Here is a 16,268-nt window from a genome sequence, read left to right on the forward strand (position 1 = left end):
CCATGAAATTACCCGTTACCGCACGGCGCAGCCTGCGTTGCACCGCATTACTTTCTCTGCTGCTGGGCAGCCTGAGCGCGCAGCCGGCGCTGGCCGCTGAAGCAGTCCCGACGCTGACATCGGGCGTGCTGAAAGTGGGCATTGAAGTGGCCTATCCGCCGTTTGAATCCTGGCAGGGTGACAAAGTGGTGGGTTTTGATGCCGAGCTGGCGGCGCTGTTGAGCAAGCATCTGGGCACCCGCCTGGCGCTGGCCGATACGCAGTTTTCCGGCCTGATCCTGGGATTGAATGCCGCCCGTCATGACGCGGTGATCTCTGCCCTGTATGTGACGGCGGAACGTACCGCCCAGGCCGATGCTATCCCGTATGCCGATACCGGCGCCTATATTCTGGTGCGCAGCGACAGCGCCGTGAAGCCGAAAGACGAAAAAGCGCTGTGCGGCCTGACCGTTGGTTTGCAACAGGGCACGGCATGGGTGAAGCAACTGCAGGATCTTTCCAGTGATTATTGCCTGGCCAACGGCAAAGCGGCGATCGCCGTGAAAGAGTACCCCACCGCGCCGGAAACGCTGCAGGCGCTGTTGGCCGGCCACATCCAGGCACAGGTGGACATGGCCGGCGCCGCGCGCATGTTCGTGGAACGCAGCCGCGGGCGGGCGGCCATCAGTTCCCCTGCGATCATCTATCCGCAGACGCTGGGCATTTACGTCAAAAAGGGCAATCAGGCCCTGCTGGGCGGGTTGAAAACGGCGCTGCAGACCATTCGCGACAACGGCGAATACGCTGCGCTGTTGGCTAAATATCAGCCCTATGGGATTACCGATACCGCGGCGCGGTAATGCGCCGCCGGGTTGTGTTCGGCTGCGAAAGTGAGTGTGGATATTGTGATGATGTTTGACTGGGCCTATTTCATTTCTTTGTTTTCCCTGAGCGCCTTTTGGCAGGCCAGCGCCACCGTGGTGGAACTGAGCGTGCTGAGCTGGCTGATTAGCCTGGTGCTGGGGTTTATCGTTGCCAGCGCCCGTCAGGCCAGGCCGGCCTGGCTGCGCGGTGCCAGCCAGGTGTATATCTGGCTGTTTCGCAGCGTGCCGTTACTGGTGCTGGTGGTGTTTATCTATAACCTGCCGCAGATGTTCCCGGCCGCCGGCGGCCTGCTGGGCAACGCCTTTATCGCCGGGCTGGTGGCGACCGTGCTGGCGGAAACGGCCTACATGGCGGAAATCCATCGTGGCGGGCTGCTTTCCGTGGCCAAAGGCCAGCATGAGGCGGGCCATGCGCTGGGGATACGTTTTCTCGGCGTGCAGCGGCTGGTGATCATCCCGCAGGCGCTGCGCATTGCGCTGCCGGCGCTGGTAAACGAATTTATCACCATCGTAAAACAAACCTCGTTGATCTCGGTGATCTCTTTGCCGGAGCTGTTGATGACCGGCCAGCGCCTGTACGCTCAGAACTTCCTGGTGATGGAAACGCTGGCGGCGGTCGCGGTGTATTATGTGCTGATCGTTTCGGTGTTTAGCGTGCTGTTCCAGCAGATTGAGCGCCATGTCAATGTGCAGGCGCGCCGGCCGCAGACGCTGGCCGAGCCGGCGCTGGCGGCGCTGCGCGAGGCGGCCCGGCCGTTGCCGCTGCGGCCGCCGGCCCAGCGCCCCGGTGAACCGTCGGCATTGTTGATGAAAAATATCCATAAAGCTTATGGCGCGCACCATGTGCTGAAAGGGATCCAACTAGCGGTGGCGCCGGGTGAGGTGATCAGCATTATCGGCCCGTCCGGATCCGGCAAAACGTCGTTGATCCGCACCGTCAACGGCCTGGAAACGTTGGATCAGGGCGAGATCATCCTGTTTGGCGAAAGCTACATCGTCGCCGGTTCCCGGCGGGAAACCGCCGAGATGCGCAGCGGCATCCGCCGTATTGGCATGGTGTTCCAGAGCTTTAACCTGTTCCCGCACCGCACCATTTTGCAGAATGTGATGCTGGCTACCCGCTACCATCGCCAGCCGGCGGACGAGGCGGCACGGCGTGCGCAGGCGCTGTACCTGCTGGATAAAGTCGGGCTGCTGGCCCACGCCGAAAAGTATCCCCATCAGCTCTCCGGCGGCCAACAGCAGCGGGTGGCTATCGCCCGGGCGCTGGCGCTGTCACCGGATATTATGTTGTTCGATGAGCCGACGTCGGCGCTGGATCCGGAGCTGGTGGGCGAGGTGCTGAAAGTCATCGGCGATCTGGCCCGTGAAGGCATGACCATGCTGATCGTTACCCATGAAATGGACTTCGCGCTGGCGATTTCCGATCGGGTGGTGCTGATGGAGCAGGGCGTCATCCAGGCGGACGCTTCCCCGGCGACGATCCGTGGCGGCGAAGCCGAGCCGGCGTTGCAGCGTATTCGCCAGTTTATGGGGGTGACGGAGAGCGCGGTGGCCTGATAGCGGCTTAACGCGATAAAAACGCCGCCGCGCTTGCCAAATAAAGGCCTGCGCGGCGCTTTATTTCAACCTGAATATTGCCGCGTATTTTAACTTCCGCAAACCGATTATTTCCTGTCTGGAAACGTTCCCGTTTTTTCCTCTGTCTAAATATCGTATTTCCATAAATCACCGGCGGCGTATGGGGTGACCACCAATAAATTAATCAGGTAAATGGGTATTATTTAGATTCCCGACGGGAATATATTATTAATTTCCTGTAATAATCACGCTGCCAGTGTGTAACTTTCCTGCTCATGGCTATTTACCCTGCGATTTCACATGCAGGCATTAGCCATTGATGATATTAATTACTATAATTAAATCCGCGAGTGATATATTCGAACGGCATTCCCATGCTATTCGAATAATCTCTTTTGTTTTTTATTAGCAGGACATATAAAAATATGTTTAAAAAATTGTTTCAACCCGAGAAAATTAACCAATGTGTTATTCCTAACAGACTGGTTGTCCCGGCCATGGTAACCGACCTCTGCAACAGCGATGGCACCGCTACGGACCGCTACATCGCTTACCATGAAGAAAAGGCCAAAGGGGGCTGGGGTTTAATTATCACAGAGAACTACGCTGTTAATGAAAATGCGATGGGATGTAAATATATTGGCGGCCTGTGGCGCGATGAGCAAATTGCCAGCCATAAAAAATTAACAGATACCGTCCATAAATATGACAGTAAAATATTTGCGCAGATTTATCATGCCGGCCGGCAAACATCCAGCCAGTTGAATGGCGGTGTACAACCGGTGGCGCCTTCGGCTATTCCTTGCCCGGCATTACAGGAAATGCCACGAGAATTAAACATTGAGGAAATTCAGCAAATCGTCAACGAGTTTGGCGATTGCGCCCGCCGGGTAAAACAAGCCGGCTTTGACGGGGTGGAAATTCACGCCGGGCATGGTTATTTGATTGCGGAGTTTTTATCCCCTTACGCCAATAAACGAACCGATAAATATGGCGGTAGCCTGGATGGCCGCATTCGCTTCCTGCAGGAAATTTATCAGACGGTGCGTCGCGAAGTGGGTGACGATTATCCGGTCACCATTCGCCTTTCTGCGGATGAAGGCTTTGTCGGCGGGCGCGATATCTCTGAATCCCGCGTGCTGGCGCAGATCTTCGATGACTGGGGCGTTGATGCGTTGCACGTCACCATGGGGGTGTATGGCGAGCACAATAAATCCTGCACCGTGCCGCCGATGTATGTCGGCCACGCCTGGGCCGTCTCGTTTTCCGAAGAGCTGAAGAAAACCATCAAGATGCCGGTGATTACCGTCAACCGCATTAACGATCCGCGCATGGCCGACAACGTACTGGCGTTGGGCAAAGCTGATTTCATCGCCATGGGGCGTGGTTCACTGGCCGATCCACACCTGCCGAACAAAGCCAAAGCCGGTGATCTGGCGTCGATCCGCTATTGCATTGGCTGTATGCAGGGCTGTTTGGCCAGCCTGCCGCTCGGCGTGCCGTTCACCTGCCTGGTTAATCCTTCGCTGGCACGCGAAGGCTCGCTGGATTACAGCAAAGTGGCGCAGCCGAAGCGCGTATTTATCGCCGGCGCCGGCCCTGCCGGGCTGGAAGCCGCGCGCGTTGCCGCGATGCGTGGCCACAAGGTGACGCTGTTTGAAAAAACCGGCCATCTGGGCGGGCAGTTCCGCTCTGCGGCATTCCCGCCGGGCAAGGGCGAACTGGCGACCTACACCGCCTGGTTGGCGCGTGAACTGGAAAAACTGAACGTTGAGATCCGCTTCAACACCCCACTGACTAAAGAGATCGTGGCGCAAAGCCAGCCGGATTCGGTGATCGTCGCGACCGGCGGCGAGCCTTCGGTGCCGCCGATTAAGGGCATCAAACAATCTCACGTGGTGTTGGCCGAAGACGTGCTGTTGGGTAATGTCACCACCGGCAAACGGGTGGTGATTGCCGGCGGTGGTGAAGTGGGGGGCGAAACCGCAGCGCACCTGGCGATGCAGCAGAAAGAGGTTGCCGTGGTGGAAATGCGCGATCGGCTGCTGCAGGAGCTGGACGGCGTCAGCAAGCTGCACCTGATGGCGCTGTTGAACGAATATGACGTAAAGCAGTTCGTCAATACCAAGCTCTGCGAGATCGAAGAAGGCCAGGTGGTGTTGGAAAATGCCGACGGGCAGTTCACGCTGGCTGCGGATACCGTGGTGGTTGCGTTGGGTTATCGGCCGGTGAATACGCTGGCGGAGGAACTGCGCGATGTGGTTGATGCGCCGATTGTGATCGGTGGTGCGGTGAAAACCAGTAATGCGCTGATTGCGGCGCGCGAAGGTTTTGATGCCGGCATGGCGATCGCCTAAGCGGGCGCCCGCGCAAGGTGCGCGTTGCGGCCGCATCCGCGCCGTACGCGCATAGCATCTCCACGCTGATAAAAAATGCCGGCCAGGGAAACCTGGCCGGCATTGTGCTTTTTGCTTGCCGTAATAGGGCTAACGGCCGGCGCTTAGGCGTTGATGCTCACCACCAAAGGCGTATCCAGCGCCAGTTTTGCGGTACGGGCTTTTAGCCAGATGCTGCCGCTTGCGTCGATATGCATCGCTTCGCCATGGTGCTGGAACAGCGCTTCTACCGAAGCCATATGGAGGGCGATCCTGGATTTCCCCACGCTGATGTTACGCACGGCGCTATCGTTTGCACGAATGCGGAAATAGATAAAGTCGTACAGCGGATAGTCATACTTCTGCGGCGCAATGGTGAGGGTGCGCTCGCCTTCCCCCGTGGCGGCCTGACGGATATCAATCACCGAGAACGCGCCGTCGCGTTCTGCGCTGCGGGTTACGCCGCCGTCATCCCAGTAGAGTTGGTAGCGGCTTTCGGCCGCCTTGCCCAGCGGATATACCGAGAGCACCAGCGGCTGCTGATACTTATCCAGCACCTGAATGTTCTTGAAGGCGGCCTGCAAATCTGCCTGCGCATGCCGTTCAGGAATGATGGCGCCTTCGCGGATAAACACCGGCAGGCTGGTGATGTCGGCGGTGATTTTCAGCCGTTGCCCGCTGGCGATCGGGTGGGCGATATCCACGCTGTCTTCCATCACATTGTAGCGGTACCAGTTGATTGCCTGCCCCTGCTCGCCATGCGGGAAGTAAACCGCTTTTTCCGCCGTATAGTGTTTTTCCTCACCGGCCGGGCTGCTGGTCATGATCGGCGCGACCAGCACCGTGTGGTCGATAAAGAACTGGGTCGCCAGAATATCGCGTTGGGCATCGCTGAAGATCGCATCGTCGCCCTGCCACAGACACATGGCCTTGATCAGCGGAGCGCCGGTTTGCGTGTTTTGATACATCGCATCGTACAGCAGGTGGTGCCAGCGCACGCGGAAGCGGATAAAGGCTGTCATGATGCTGCTGAAGGTATCACCGTTCGCCGTTGCTGCAGACGTGTAATGATAAATTTCCTGATAGGCTTTCATCGCGTCATAGTGGTTGCGCATCCAGGGCTGGAGACAGGCGGCCTGCACCCAACGCGTCATCAGCTCCGGTTCGCAAACGGCGCCGATATCCACATCCTCCGGCCCTAACACCAGGCGGTCATAAACCATCGGGTTATGGTTGCGGTAGTTTTTATCGCCGTAGAAGGTGCTGGCCGGATCGGCCGGCGCTTCGCCGGGCGCAAAGCCGCCGACGTCCGCCCCGGCGATCGGCAGGCCGGACATGCCCAGGTTAAGCACCAGCGGGACGGTAGCCTGGAGGTGGTGCCAGGTGGAGGCGTTATCGCCGATCCAGTGGCCGGCGTAATGCTGCAGGCCGGGATAGCCGCTGCGGCAGATGATATAGCTGCGTTTATAGCCCTTGAGTGTCTCTTCATGCGCTATCAGACCATGCTCGTAGGACGCGCGCGCCAGCATATAGGCGTGGAAGTTGCGCAGCTCGACAAACGGGGTTTTGCGGCCGTCGCCAAAGCGCGGATCGGTCAGATGCAGCTGGCCGTGATAGCTGCGCCAGTTGAAGGTGTTGGTGCGGCGGCGGTCGTCGCTCGGCGCTTCCCCGGTCAGCGACCAGCCAAACTGGTTGCGCGGCGATTCGGTGTCGGCGAAGTTTTTGCCGTCTTCGACGTGCGGCATGGCATCCGGCACCGTCATATCCTGCCAGACGAAGCCCAGCCCGTTTTTAAACAGATAAGCGTACTGATCGCCCCAGAAGCGGGCGGCCGCCGGGTTGCCGTAATCGGTCACGACCGAGCCGATCATGTCGCGCTCGCCGGTCTGCACGTTGATCCCGTAATCCAGCACCAGCAGGTTTTGGTCCGGGTAGTTGGTTTCGCCGATCCGGCTGTAGCTCAAGCCGGGATAGTCGCTTTCACGCCGGGGGCCGCGGAATTTACGTAGGTTGGCTTCGCCTTCGTTCTGCACGCAATAGCCGTTACGGATCAGGCCCTCGGCGGTGCCGTACTGTTTTTTGCCGCTGTTGGTCGGATCGTAGGCCACTTTATCGGCGCGGATAAACGGTGTGATATTGGTTTGGCACTGCAGATCAAATTGGGTGATCCAGTCAAACACCGAGATCCCCTGATCGACCTTACCGCTCGACCAGAAGCTGTCTTTGATGGTGAAGACTTTTTTGTCTTCCTGCACGTCGATGTCCACACCCAGCCCCTCGATCGGGATCTCTGCATCGCGGTGGCCCTTCACAAGATCCTCAATGTAGACTTTATTCGGATCTTTCTCGCTCTCTGGGCGCAGCAGACCGAGGCTACCGTATTTGGCCTGGAAGTAACCGAAGATGTACTTCGGCGGCATGACGGAGCGATCGTTCAGCAGGTGTTTGCCTGCCGCCAGATCCCCGTGCCCCATCAGATAGGTAAAGGCATCCAGCACGTTGGCCGCCTGGGCGGCGAACATATAGTGGCCATCGAACTCACCGTGCTGCACGCCGGCTTCCACCGCCGCAGCGTCGCGCAGCGCGCTTTTGAGCGAGAAGTAGCTTTGCCCGGTATTGTCCAGGAACACGCCGAGAAACTGTTTGCTGCCGTTGAGCGTGGATTTTTCGATGTAAAACGGCGCGTTAAGGTACATCGGCACGCAGGAGGTCGCCTTGAACGCGTCTTTATAAGGCACGCTTTGTGGGAAGACTTCCGGCTGGTTGTACCACAGGTTGTCGTAGTTGTAGCAGGTGACCTGCGAGCCGCTGTGATCGAGCCGCGCGCAGCCCTTGTAACCATAGCAGTCCTGTTGGGTGCTGCCGGTGGCGGGGTTGCGGCTACCCGTCAGGTTGTAGCTGAGGATCTCGCCTAAACCGAAGTAATGGGTGGCATGTTCCGCTTTGCGTTTCATGTTCACCACGGTGCCGACTTCCGGGCTGGCGTGGCACAGCGGGCCGGAAGAGATATCGGTGACGGCGCCGTCGGCCAGGCGTTTAACCTGTATCGAAAGTAGCCCGTCGTCGGCCCGGACAAACTGGACCTGGATCGTGCTCAACTGGATGCTGGCGCCATGCCGGTTCCAGCGCAGGATCGGTTGATAGCCCGCCGCTTGCTCATGCTGGCGGATGTGCGTGAGCCGTTCTACCTCCACCGGGCCGTACACTTTGTTCGGGTAATCGGCGAACGAGGCGGCACCAGGGTTGAAGCGCACTCTGAACGCATCTTTCTGGCAGGACGTCACCTGCAGTACCAGGCAGACATCGCGCCCGCTATTTTCCGCGCCGTTTTTGGCTTTGGCCCTGGCGTTGATGTAGAGCGTCCAGTCGTTATTGAAGCCGTGGGGCGAGTGGGGTTTGCCGTCCCAATAAACCGCATACAGTTCAATATCGTTACCCACGGACCAGTCTTCGACCGGGACATAATCATAGGTGTTATAGGGGCGCCACGATGCGGGAAGTTCTCTGTTTTTCATCACTATGCTGTCCTTGTTGGCGATCAGTTGTTGTCCGTTGAACGGTGAAATTCAAAGGCGACCCAAATGCTGTCGGTGTCGGCATAGTATTGATGGGGCGGGTAGAAGAAGCAGGGATCGTCCATGCTGGCGTTTTTAGCGATGTCGGATTCCCCTTTCCAGGCGTCATAGTCGGTCACCAGCGGCATCGGCAGGTGAGTATTGCCGGGTGCCAGCCGGAATTCTTCGTACATTTCCGGGAAGGCTTTGCCGCTATCAAACGGCGAGAACATGCCGCCTTCGGGCTGAACGGCGCGGTTATTGGTGACGGCTGCACGGGCTTTGGCCATATCGGTGAATTTCTGCATGCGGCCAAAGCCGATCAACTGGGTATGGACTTCCAGCAAATTGCTGCCATGCGCCGCATGGATCCCGGCGTCCGATCCGGCCGGCAGCCACCACAGGTTGACATACAATTCGTAAGGCAGCGCCTTGCTGCCCGCCGGCGCAGGCAGGCCGACCAACTGCCACGGGTTCACCTGGATTTTGTGGGCCAGGTGAAGCTGGTTTGAGATCCACAGCGGCAGATCGGGCATCCCGGCCGGATAGGCATATTTGGCCCATTGGGTTTTATTGCCAAAGATCCCCGATTCCACATTGCGGGTGCTGCGAACCTGGATCAGCGAGATCAGGCCGTTGGCGGAGGCATCCGCCGTGGTGATAACGGCGCCGGCCCGGATAATCACGCTTTGGAGCGGCGGGATGGCGCGGCGCAGTGGGCTATCGTGCAGCAGGTTATTATTCACCTGTTCGGTGGCGGCCACGAAAACGGCCTGTGGCCCCAGGTTGGTCAAGATTACGTCGGCGTTGGCCTGGTGGGCAAACAGGCCGGTGGTGTTGAATTCGTGCAGGTTGCTGACCATCACCCCATGAATTTGCTCCCCATTAAACGGGTATTCCGAGACGATATTCTCCCCTACGCCTGGCGTTTTGGTCAGGGTGGCGGGGGCCGCCGGGTTGGCGGCAGGATCGCCTGGGCGGTTTGCCGCAGGGCACGCGGCGCTAATCACGCCCGGTGGGCATTGGGCCGGGGCGGCTTTGCCGGCGCCGCCGTTCGCCAGCGCTTTCTGCCCGCCAACCAGCGCCACCGAGCCGGCCACGCAACCGCCATACATCAGGAATTTGCGCCGTGACAGCGAATGTCGCGTATCGCCCTGCGCTGAAGGTTGCCTTTCTGCCTTGAGTTTATTTACGTGTGTTTTCATCGTTGCCTCTAAGTATTTATGAGCTTAAAAATTCTTTTTCGCTGCCTGGTAAAGCAGGCTGGCGTTAACTGGGTGGCCGCTTTGGCGGCAGTGACTGGACGCGAAATATTTTCGGTAATGATTATTGAATGCATTACCGCGCTGGATTGCTGGCCGCGTTTTTGATGGATATTGTTGGTGGCAGCCAATAATCAGCGCTAAAAACAAGTCGGTCATCGTTGCCAAATAACGCCTTATTCCGCTGGAGCGGATACGCGAATATCCGCCTTCCGGCGCAATGAAACATAGCCTGGAGCCATGCCAGGTTAAATGGAATTAAGAGCCAGAGAATGGCGCACAGGAAGTATCCTGGTCTTATTCAGGAATAGGGCCCACAGCGCGGCTATCGGCTGCTAAAATTAAGCAGTCGATTCTGGTTTCATCACGGCACAGTGCATTCCACAAGGAATATTGCATCATCACGCTGCACACCGTCATCATTCGGCAATAATAAATTACCGAAGTTATTCTCTGGCTAACTATTTAATTCCACTAGGCCTTCTTCATTTAAAACAGTATGCGATGGTTTAATTTCGGCTAACTGCTTAATGATGATGGGGTTGCGGAGCAAATAGTCACGGTGGGTTAATGCGCCAGGCGCGATGGCCATGAGCGCGAATATTGCGCGGTAAAGTGAATGGGTTCATACGACGGATGGTTAAAAGATTTTTGGTCATAAGGCATTTTTAAGCAGTTTTCCGCACCAGTACACCGCCGCTTTAGTTGCAAGCGCTGGGCTGTCTGTTCTTGGCTAAAACAGTTGCGTTGTATTGGAACACGGCACCCACTATCTCCAAATATAATTATCCCTAGTTATAGAGGTAATTTCTCTCAATATCCAGTCTTGTGGCTTTTTTGCTGGCAAATTTTGCCGTTTTTTTGTCACTTCACTTTTTTTGTTTTATTTAAAAGAAAAATGGTTACCGTTGTTTTTATTTTGGTAATGAAGTTGAAAACAAGATGCATGCTTAATTTAAATTAATGATATGGTATTTAACATTTATTTTTTTGGCCGGGCATGGCATAGAGGGCAGTAGAATAAAAATGTGGCGGCTTATTATATACCCAAAATAATTCAAGCCGCAGAGCAAATACGTTTTTCGAACAGCGCACTGCGCCGCTTTCCGGCAGCGCAGCACGTTACAACGGTTTTTTAATCGGGAACTCGGCGAAGGGCTTGATCTCTTTGAGCACGAACATGCTTTGCATCTCTTTGATACCGGGCAGGCGCCGGATCACGGCCATGGCAAATTCGGCGTAGGAATCCAGATCCCGTGCCACCACCTGCAGCAGGAAGTCGGCATCGCCGCCGATGCTGTAACAGGCCACCACATCGTCCAGATTGGTCACGTCTTGCTCAAAGCGTTTGGCTTCCGCTTCGCTATGGCTGTCGATGCTGACCCGAACAAACACCATGACGCCCAGGCCAATTTTACGGCGATCCAGCACGGCCCGGTAGCTCTGGATCACTTCATCGTCTTCCAGTTGCCGCACTTTGCGCCAGCAGGGGGATGCCGACATGCCAATGGTTTCGGCCAGTGCCTGATTGGTGATGCGCGCATCCTGCTGCAGCAGGGAGAGGATTTTAATGTCTGTCGGATTTAGCGTGCTGTTTGGCATAACGTTCCTATTATTCGCGGTTTAAAGGTAAATACTACCCTTATTGGCTGGTGCGAACACGCTAAAAGGTCACCTTTACCCGCGGCGATCCCACATACTATACCCTTCATACTTCAAGTTGCAGGTGTGTTGGCTTTATTACTCGGCCCATCCCTGGGCCTCGCCCCGATGGGGCCGCTGCCAGCAGCGTTCAAATCTGCTCCCGGCAGATTTGTCGCTCACCCCAGTCACTTACTTATGTAAGCTCCTGGGGATTCGCTGCGTTGCCGCCTTCCTGCAACTCGAATTATTTTGGGTAAATTTTCAATGAATACGCGCGCTGCAGCAGCGGTTTTTTAATTTGGATAATCAAGGATCAACGATGAAGTTTGATGTGAACCTACATAAATGCACGATCGTGATTGATAAAGCGCTCAGCACCGGTCTTGCCATCAACGCCGCCAGCGTGATTGGCATTAGCTTTGGCAAAACGGTCGGGAACCTGGTGGGGCCGGATAAGGCCAGCCAGGACGGCGTGGTGTATCCCGGCGTGATCTATGCGCCTTTGCCCGTGCTGTTGGCTGAAGGCGATTATCTGCGCCAATTACAGCGCCGCGCCCTGGAGGAAGGGGATATCCACAGCATGCCGTTTAGCGCGCTGGCGCAATCCTGCCGAACCTATACCGAGTACGGCGAGCGGCTATCGGCAGCCGGCTATGAAGATATCGCGTTGGTTGCCATCGGCCTGATTGGGCCAAAAAAGAAAATCACCAGTATGACCGGGCACCTGCCGCTTTTCCGCTGAAGCCGGGGCCGGGCCGGCGCATAAAAAAACCCGCCTTGCTAAGAAGCGGGTTTTGTCTTCCCGGGGCCGGTTATGCCTGGTTCACCGGTTTGGCTTCACCGGATAAAAACGATTTCTCGTAAGCGAGCGCTTTTTCGCTGTCGAACTGGCCTTCCCATTTGGCGATGACCAGCACGGCCAGCGCATTACCGATCACGTTCAAGGCGGTGCGCGCCATATCCATGATGCGATCGACGCCGGCGATGAACGCCAGGCCTTCCAGCGGAATGCCCACGCTGCCCAGCGTGGCGAGCAGCACCACGAAGGACACGCCCGGCACGCCGGCAATCCCTTTCGAGGTGACCATTAACGTCAGCACCAGGACAATCTCTTGCCCCAGCGACAGCTCAATGCCGTACAACTGGGCGATGAAGATCGCCGCGATGCTTTGGTATAGCGTAGAACCATCCAGGTTGAATGAATAGCCGGTCGGCACCACAAAGCTGGTGATCGCTTTCGGGGCGCCGTAGGCTTCCATTTTCTCGATGATGCGCGGCAGCACCGTTTCAGAGCTGGCGGTGGAGTAGGCCAGGATCAGCTCGTCTTTCAGAATGCGGATGAGCGTCCAGACGCGCAGTTTGCACAGCCGCGCCACGATGCCCAACACCACCAGGGCGAAGAAGGCGATGGCCACGTAAACCAGCACCACCAGTTTTGCCAGCGGCAGCAGCGAAGCAAAGCCAAAGTTGGCGACCGTCACCGAGATCAGGCCAAACACCCCGATCGGCGCATAACGCATGATCATGTGGGTGACTTTGAACATGCTCTCCGAAACTGCTTTGAACACGTTCAGCAGCGGTTCTTTGGTCTGTTTTGGCAAGGATGACAGCCCCAGGCCAAACAGCACCGAGAAGAAAATGATCGGCAACATGTCGCCTTTCGCAATGGAGGCGAACACGTTCGACGGGATCAGCGAAAGAATGGTCACCACCAGGCTGTGCGAGCCGCTTTGCACTTGCTCGGTGGTCTTTTCATATTGTGAGATATCGACGGTGCTCAACGTCGACATATCGATACCGTGACCGGGTTGAAAAACATTGGCCAGCGTCAGCCCCACCACAATGGCGAAGGTGGTGATCACTTCGAAATAAAGAATGGTTTTCAACCCGATGCGGCCAAGTTTCTTGGTGTCGCCAACGCCGGCAATTCCCACAATCAGCGTGGAAATAACGATTGGCACAACAATCATTTTGATCAGCCGAATAAAAATATCCCCTGCCGGGCTAAGGATATTACTGACCAGCCACTCCCGGGATTCGGCCTGATTATGCAGCACTGCTCCAACGATAACACCTAATATCAGTGCGATCAGAATTTGCCAAGCCAGGCTAATTTTTACATTTTTCATACCCAAAAAAGTCCTCAATGACCCCATCCAGAATATGCAGCGGGCGCCGCATTCCGGATGGAATACTTAATCATTTGATACAGGCTTATGTTAATTCGAACTCCGCGCTCACCTGCCCTTCGTGTGGCGCAGTATAAATCTTTACCATCTGAACGGCGGTTTCTGCAAGACTTGTTTTATTCGTGGTAACGGCGTGGCAACGTGGTAAATTTGCCGCAGAAAAATCGCGCTTTACATAACTATCTGTTATTAAAAACATAACTTTATAATTAATGAATATCAAAGCGACCATTTTGTTTATTTTATAAGCGAAATAAATTTGCGTTATTCTGCGGTTAAAATGCATATTTAGTCTCTGCGGTTTGTTTGTTTATTGTTAATTTTTTGTTTTGCAACGGCACGCAGTTAGCATTTTTATCCTCACGTGAAGGTCTGTTCTGGTTGTTTTTTATCCTTATTAAACTTTATTAAATTACCTTGGTTTATTATTTAACCAGATTGCAGGGGGGATTTTTTAATAGCCTGCTTGTCAGAAAATTGATTAATAAATAGCCGTGTGCATAAAACCGGCACGGTGCGTTTTAATATTCAGCATACTTCCTGGTTAAATACCCTGTCGGCAATCATTCAAACGGCCAGAATAGCCCTGGCGTGTGCCGCAGCAGGGTGCAAGACATTGATACGGTTGTCTTGTCGGCGGCCACAGCGTAGAGGTAGCGTGTTGAAAATCAGCATATTCGTTGCGTGATCTACCGCTCAAAAAAGAAACAAAGACTCGTAGCAAACTACCATTAACCTTAAGTTGACATATCATTAACAACTTCAAGGAGAAAAGCTATGAGCCAATTGCATAAACACGCTATTCCTTCAGCCATTGCGGCGCGCACTTTGCTCAACCCAGAGCAATATCAACAGTATTATCAACAGTCTGTGCAAGATCCGGCGGCTTTTTGGCGCGAACACGGCAAGATCCTTGATTGGATTAAGCCTTATACCAGGGTAAAGAATACGTCGTTTGATCCGGGGCATATCAGCATTCGTTGGTTTGAGGACGGCACGCTGAACCTGGCGGCCAACTGTCTGGATCGCCATCTGGCAACCCGCGGCGACCAAACGGCGATTATCTGGGAAGGCGACGATCCAGCGCAGTCAAAAAAAGTCACTTATCAACAACTGCACCACGATGTCTGCCAGTTCGCCAATGTGCTGAAAAAGCTGGGGGTGAAAAAGGGCGATGTGGTTGCCATTTATATGCCGATGGTGCCGGAAGCGGCGGTGGCGATGCTGGCCTGCGCGCGTATCGGCGCGGTGCACTCTGTGATCTTCGGCGGCTTTTCACCTGAAGCAGTGGCCGGCCGTATTATCGATTCCAACGCCAGGCTGGTGATCACCGCCGACGAAGGGCTGCGCGCCGGGCGCGCGGTGCCGTTGAAAAAGAACGTCGACGACGCTCTAAAAAAACCGGGCGTGACCAGCGTCAGCAATGTGGTGGTGTTCCAGCGCACCGCGAAGCCGGGCTACTGGCAGCAAGGGCGCGATCTGTGGTGGCACGAGCTGGTGCAGGGCATATCCGCCGATTGCCCGGCGGAAGAGATGAACGCGGAAGATCCGTTGTTCATCCTGTATACCTCCGGCTCGACCGGCAAGCCAAAAGGGGTGCTGCACACCACCGGCGGCTATCTGGTGTATGCCGCCATGACCTTCAAGTATGTGTTTGATTACCATGACGGCGATATTTACTGGTGCACCGCCGACGTGGGTTGGGTGACCGGCCACAGCTACCTGCTGTATGGCCCCCTGGCCTGCGGCGCCATCTCACTGATGTTCGAAGGCGTGCCAAATTACCCGGGCGTTAATCGCTTGGCGCAAATCGTCGACAAGCACCAGGTGAATATTCTCTATACCGCGCCGACGGCGATCCGCGCCCTGATGGCGGAGGGCGACAAGGCCATTGAAGGCACCACGCGCGATTCGTTGCGCATCATGGGCTCGGTGGGAGAGCCGATCAACCCGGAAGCCTGGGAGTGGTACTACGAGAAGATCGGCAATGGCAAATGCCCGATTGTCGATACCTGGTGGCAAACGGAAACCGGCGGCTTCATGATCACCCCGCTGCCGGGGGCGACGGAATTAAAAGCCGGTTCGGCCACGCGGCCGTTCTTTGGCGTGCAGCCGGCGTTGGTCGATAATAGCGGCACGCCGCAGGAGGGGGCGTGCGAGGGCAACCTGGTGATCACCGATTCCTGGCCCGGCCAGGCCCGCAGCCTGTTTGGCGACCACGATCGCTTTGAACAGACCTATTTCTCCACCTTCAAGGGCATGTACTTTAGCGGTGACGGCGCCCGCCGTGATGAAGACGGCTATTACTGGATCACCGGGCGGGTGGATGACGTGCTCAACGTCTCTGGCCACCGGCTCGGCACGGCGGAAATTGAATCCGCGCTGGTTGCTCACCCGAAAATCGCCGAGGCCGCGGTGGTGGGCATCCCACACAGCATTAAGGGCCAGGCGATTTACGCCTACATCACGCTTAACCACGGCGAGGAGCCCTCGCCGGAGCTGTATGCCGAAGTGCGCAACTGGGTGCGGGAAGAGATCGGCCCCATCGCCACGCCGGACGTTCTCCACTGGACAGATTCACTGCCCAAAACCCGCTCTGGCAAGATCATGCGCCGCATCCTGCGCAAAATCGCCGCCGGCGACACCAGTAACCTGGGGGATACCTCTACGCTGGCGGATCCTGCGGTGGTCGACAAGCTGCTGGAAGAAAAACAATCAATGAAAGTTCCATCTTAACTTTTGCCGCCTATGGCCGTTCAGCAAGCCGGTGTGGTTGCTGAACGGCCGTGAAGCGCGCTGT

The 16,268-nt window shown here is 56.0% G+C and carries 10 protein-coding genes; 5 read left to right on the forward strand and 5 right to left on the reverse strand.

Going from position 1 to position 16,268, the window contains the following annotated elements:
* The first annotated feature begins 2 nt into the window (after positions 1 to 2).
* The 3 genes from ABFX35_RS14110 to ABFX35_RS14120 all read left to right on the forward strand — a co-directional run bounded on the left by ABFX35_RS14110 (position 3) and on the right by ABFX35_RS14120 (position 4,801).
* Positions 3 to 839: a transporter substrate-binding domain-containing protein gene (locus ABFX35_RS14110; protein WP_095846217.1), complete on the forward strand. Its 837-nt coding sequence runs from the start codon at positions 3 to 5 to the stop codon at positions 837 to 839.
* A 48-nt stretch (positions 840 to 887) separates the two neighbouring features.
* Positions 888 to 2,423 carry an amino acid ABC transporter permease/ATP-binding protein gene (locus ABFX35_RS14115; protein WP_346081808.1) on the forward strand — a complete coding sequence of 512 codons (1,536 nt, stop codon included), beginning with the start codon at positions 888 to 890 and terminating at the stop codon, positions 2,421 to 2,423.
* A gap of 446 nt (positions 2,424 to 2,869) precedes the next feature.
* Entirely contained in the window at positions 2,870 to 4,801 is a 1,932-nt protein-coding gene (locus tag ABFX35_RS14120; protein WP_346081810.1) for an oxidoreductase, read from the forward strand.
* A gap of 143 nt (positions 4,802 to 4,944) precedes the next feature.
* Here ABFX35_RS14120 and ABFX35_RS14125 read toward each other — a convergent pair whose 3' ends face one another.
* From ABFX35_RS14125 to ABFX35_RS14140, 4 genes are all read right to left on the reverse strand, one after another.
* Positions 4,945 to 8,334, reverse strand: coding sequence for a TIM-barrel domain-containing protein (locus ABFX35_RS14125; protein WP_346081842.1), 3,390 nt, complete (start codon positions 8,332 to 8,334; stop codon positions 4,945 to 4,947).
* A 23-nt stretch (positions 8,335 to 8,357) separates the two neighbouring features.
* Positions 8,358 to 9,578, reverse strand: coding sequence for a hypothetical protein (locus ABFX35_RS14130; RefSeq protein ID WP_346081812.1), 1,221 nt, complete (start codon positions 9,576 to 9,578; stop codon positions 8,358 to 8,360).
* Between the two features lie 24 nt (positions 9,579 to 9,602).
* On the reverse strand, positions 9,603 to 9,803 hold the full coding sequence (locus ABFX35_RS14135) for a hypothetical protein (RefSeq protein WP_147439838.1): 201 nt from the start codon (positions 9,801 to 9,803) through the stop codon (positions 9,603 to 9,605).
* A gap of 954 nt (positions 9,804 to 10,757) precedes the next feature.
* Positions 10,758 to 11,237 (reverse strand): Lrp/AsnC family transcriptional regulator, encoded by a 480-nt coding sequence (locus ABFX35_RS14140; RefSeq protein WP_346081815.1) that lies wholly within the window; start codon positions 11,235 to 11,237, stop codon positions 10,758 to 10,760.
* Between the two features lie 361 nt (positions 11,238 to 11,598).
* On the opposite strand from ABFX35_RS14140, the gene ABFX35_RS14145 reads away from it, so the two are divergent.
* On the forward strand, positions 11,599 to 12,021 hold the full coding sequence (locus tag ABFX35_RS14145) for a DUF2000 domain-containing protein (RefSeq protein ID WP_279025286.1): 423 nt from the start codon (positions 11,599 to 11,601) through the stop codon (positions 12,019 to 12,021).
* Positions 12,022 to 12,091: 70 nt separating this feature from the next.
* On the opposite strand, the gene gltP is transcribed toward ABFX35_RS14145, so the two are convergent.
* Positions 12,092 to 13,408: a glutamate/aspartate:proton symporter GltP gene (gene gltP, locus ABFX35_RS14150; RefSeq protein ID WP_279025283.1), complete on the reverse strand. Its 1,317-nt coding sequence runs from the start codon at positions 13,406 to 13,408 to the stop codon at positions 12,092 to 12,094.
* Positions 13,409 to 14,245: 837 nt separating this feature from the next.
* Here gltP and acs point away from each other — a divergent pair.
* Entirely contained in the window at positions 14,246 to 16,204 is a 1,959-nt protein-coding gene (acs, locus tag ABFX35_RS14155) for an acetate--CoA ligase (RefSeq protein WP_346081818.1), read from the forward strand.
* Positions 16,205 to 16,268 lie beyond the last annotated feature (64 nt).

Origin of the sequence: Gibbsiella dentisursi (assembly GCF_039539505.1) — a bacterium.
In the GTDB taxonomy this organism is placed as follows: Bacteria; Pseudomonadota; Gammaproteobacteria; order Enterobacterales; family Enterobacteriaceae; genus Gibbsiella; species Gibbsiella quercinecans.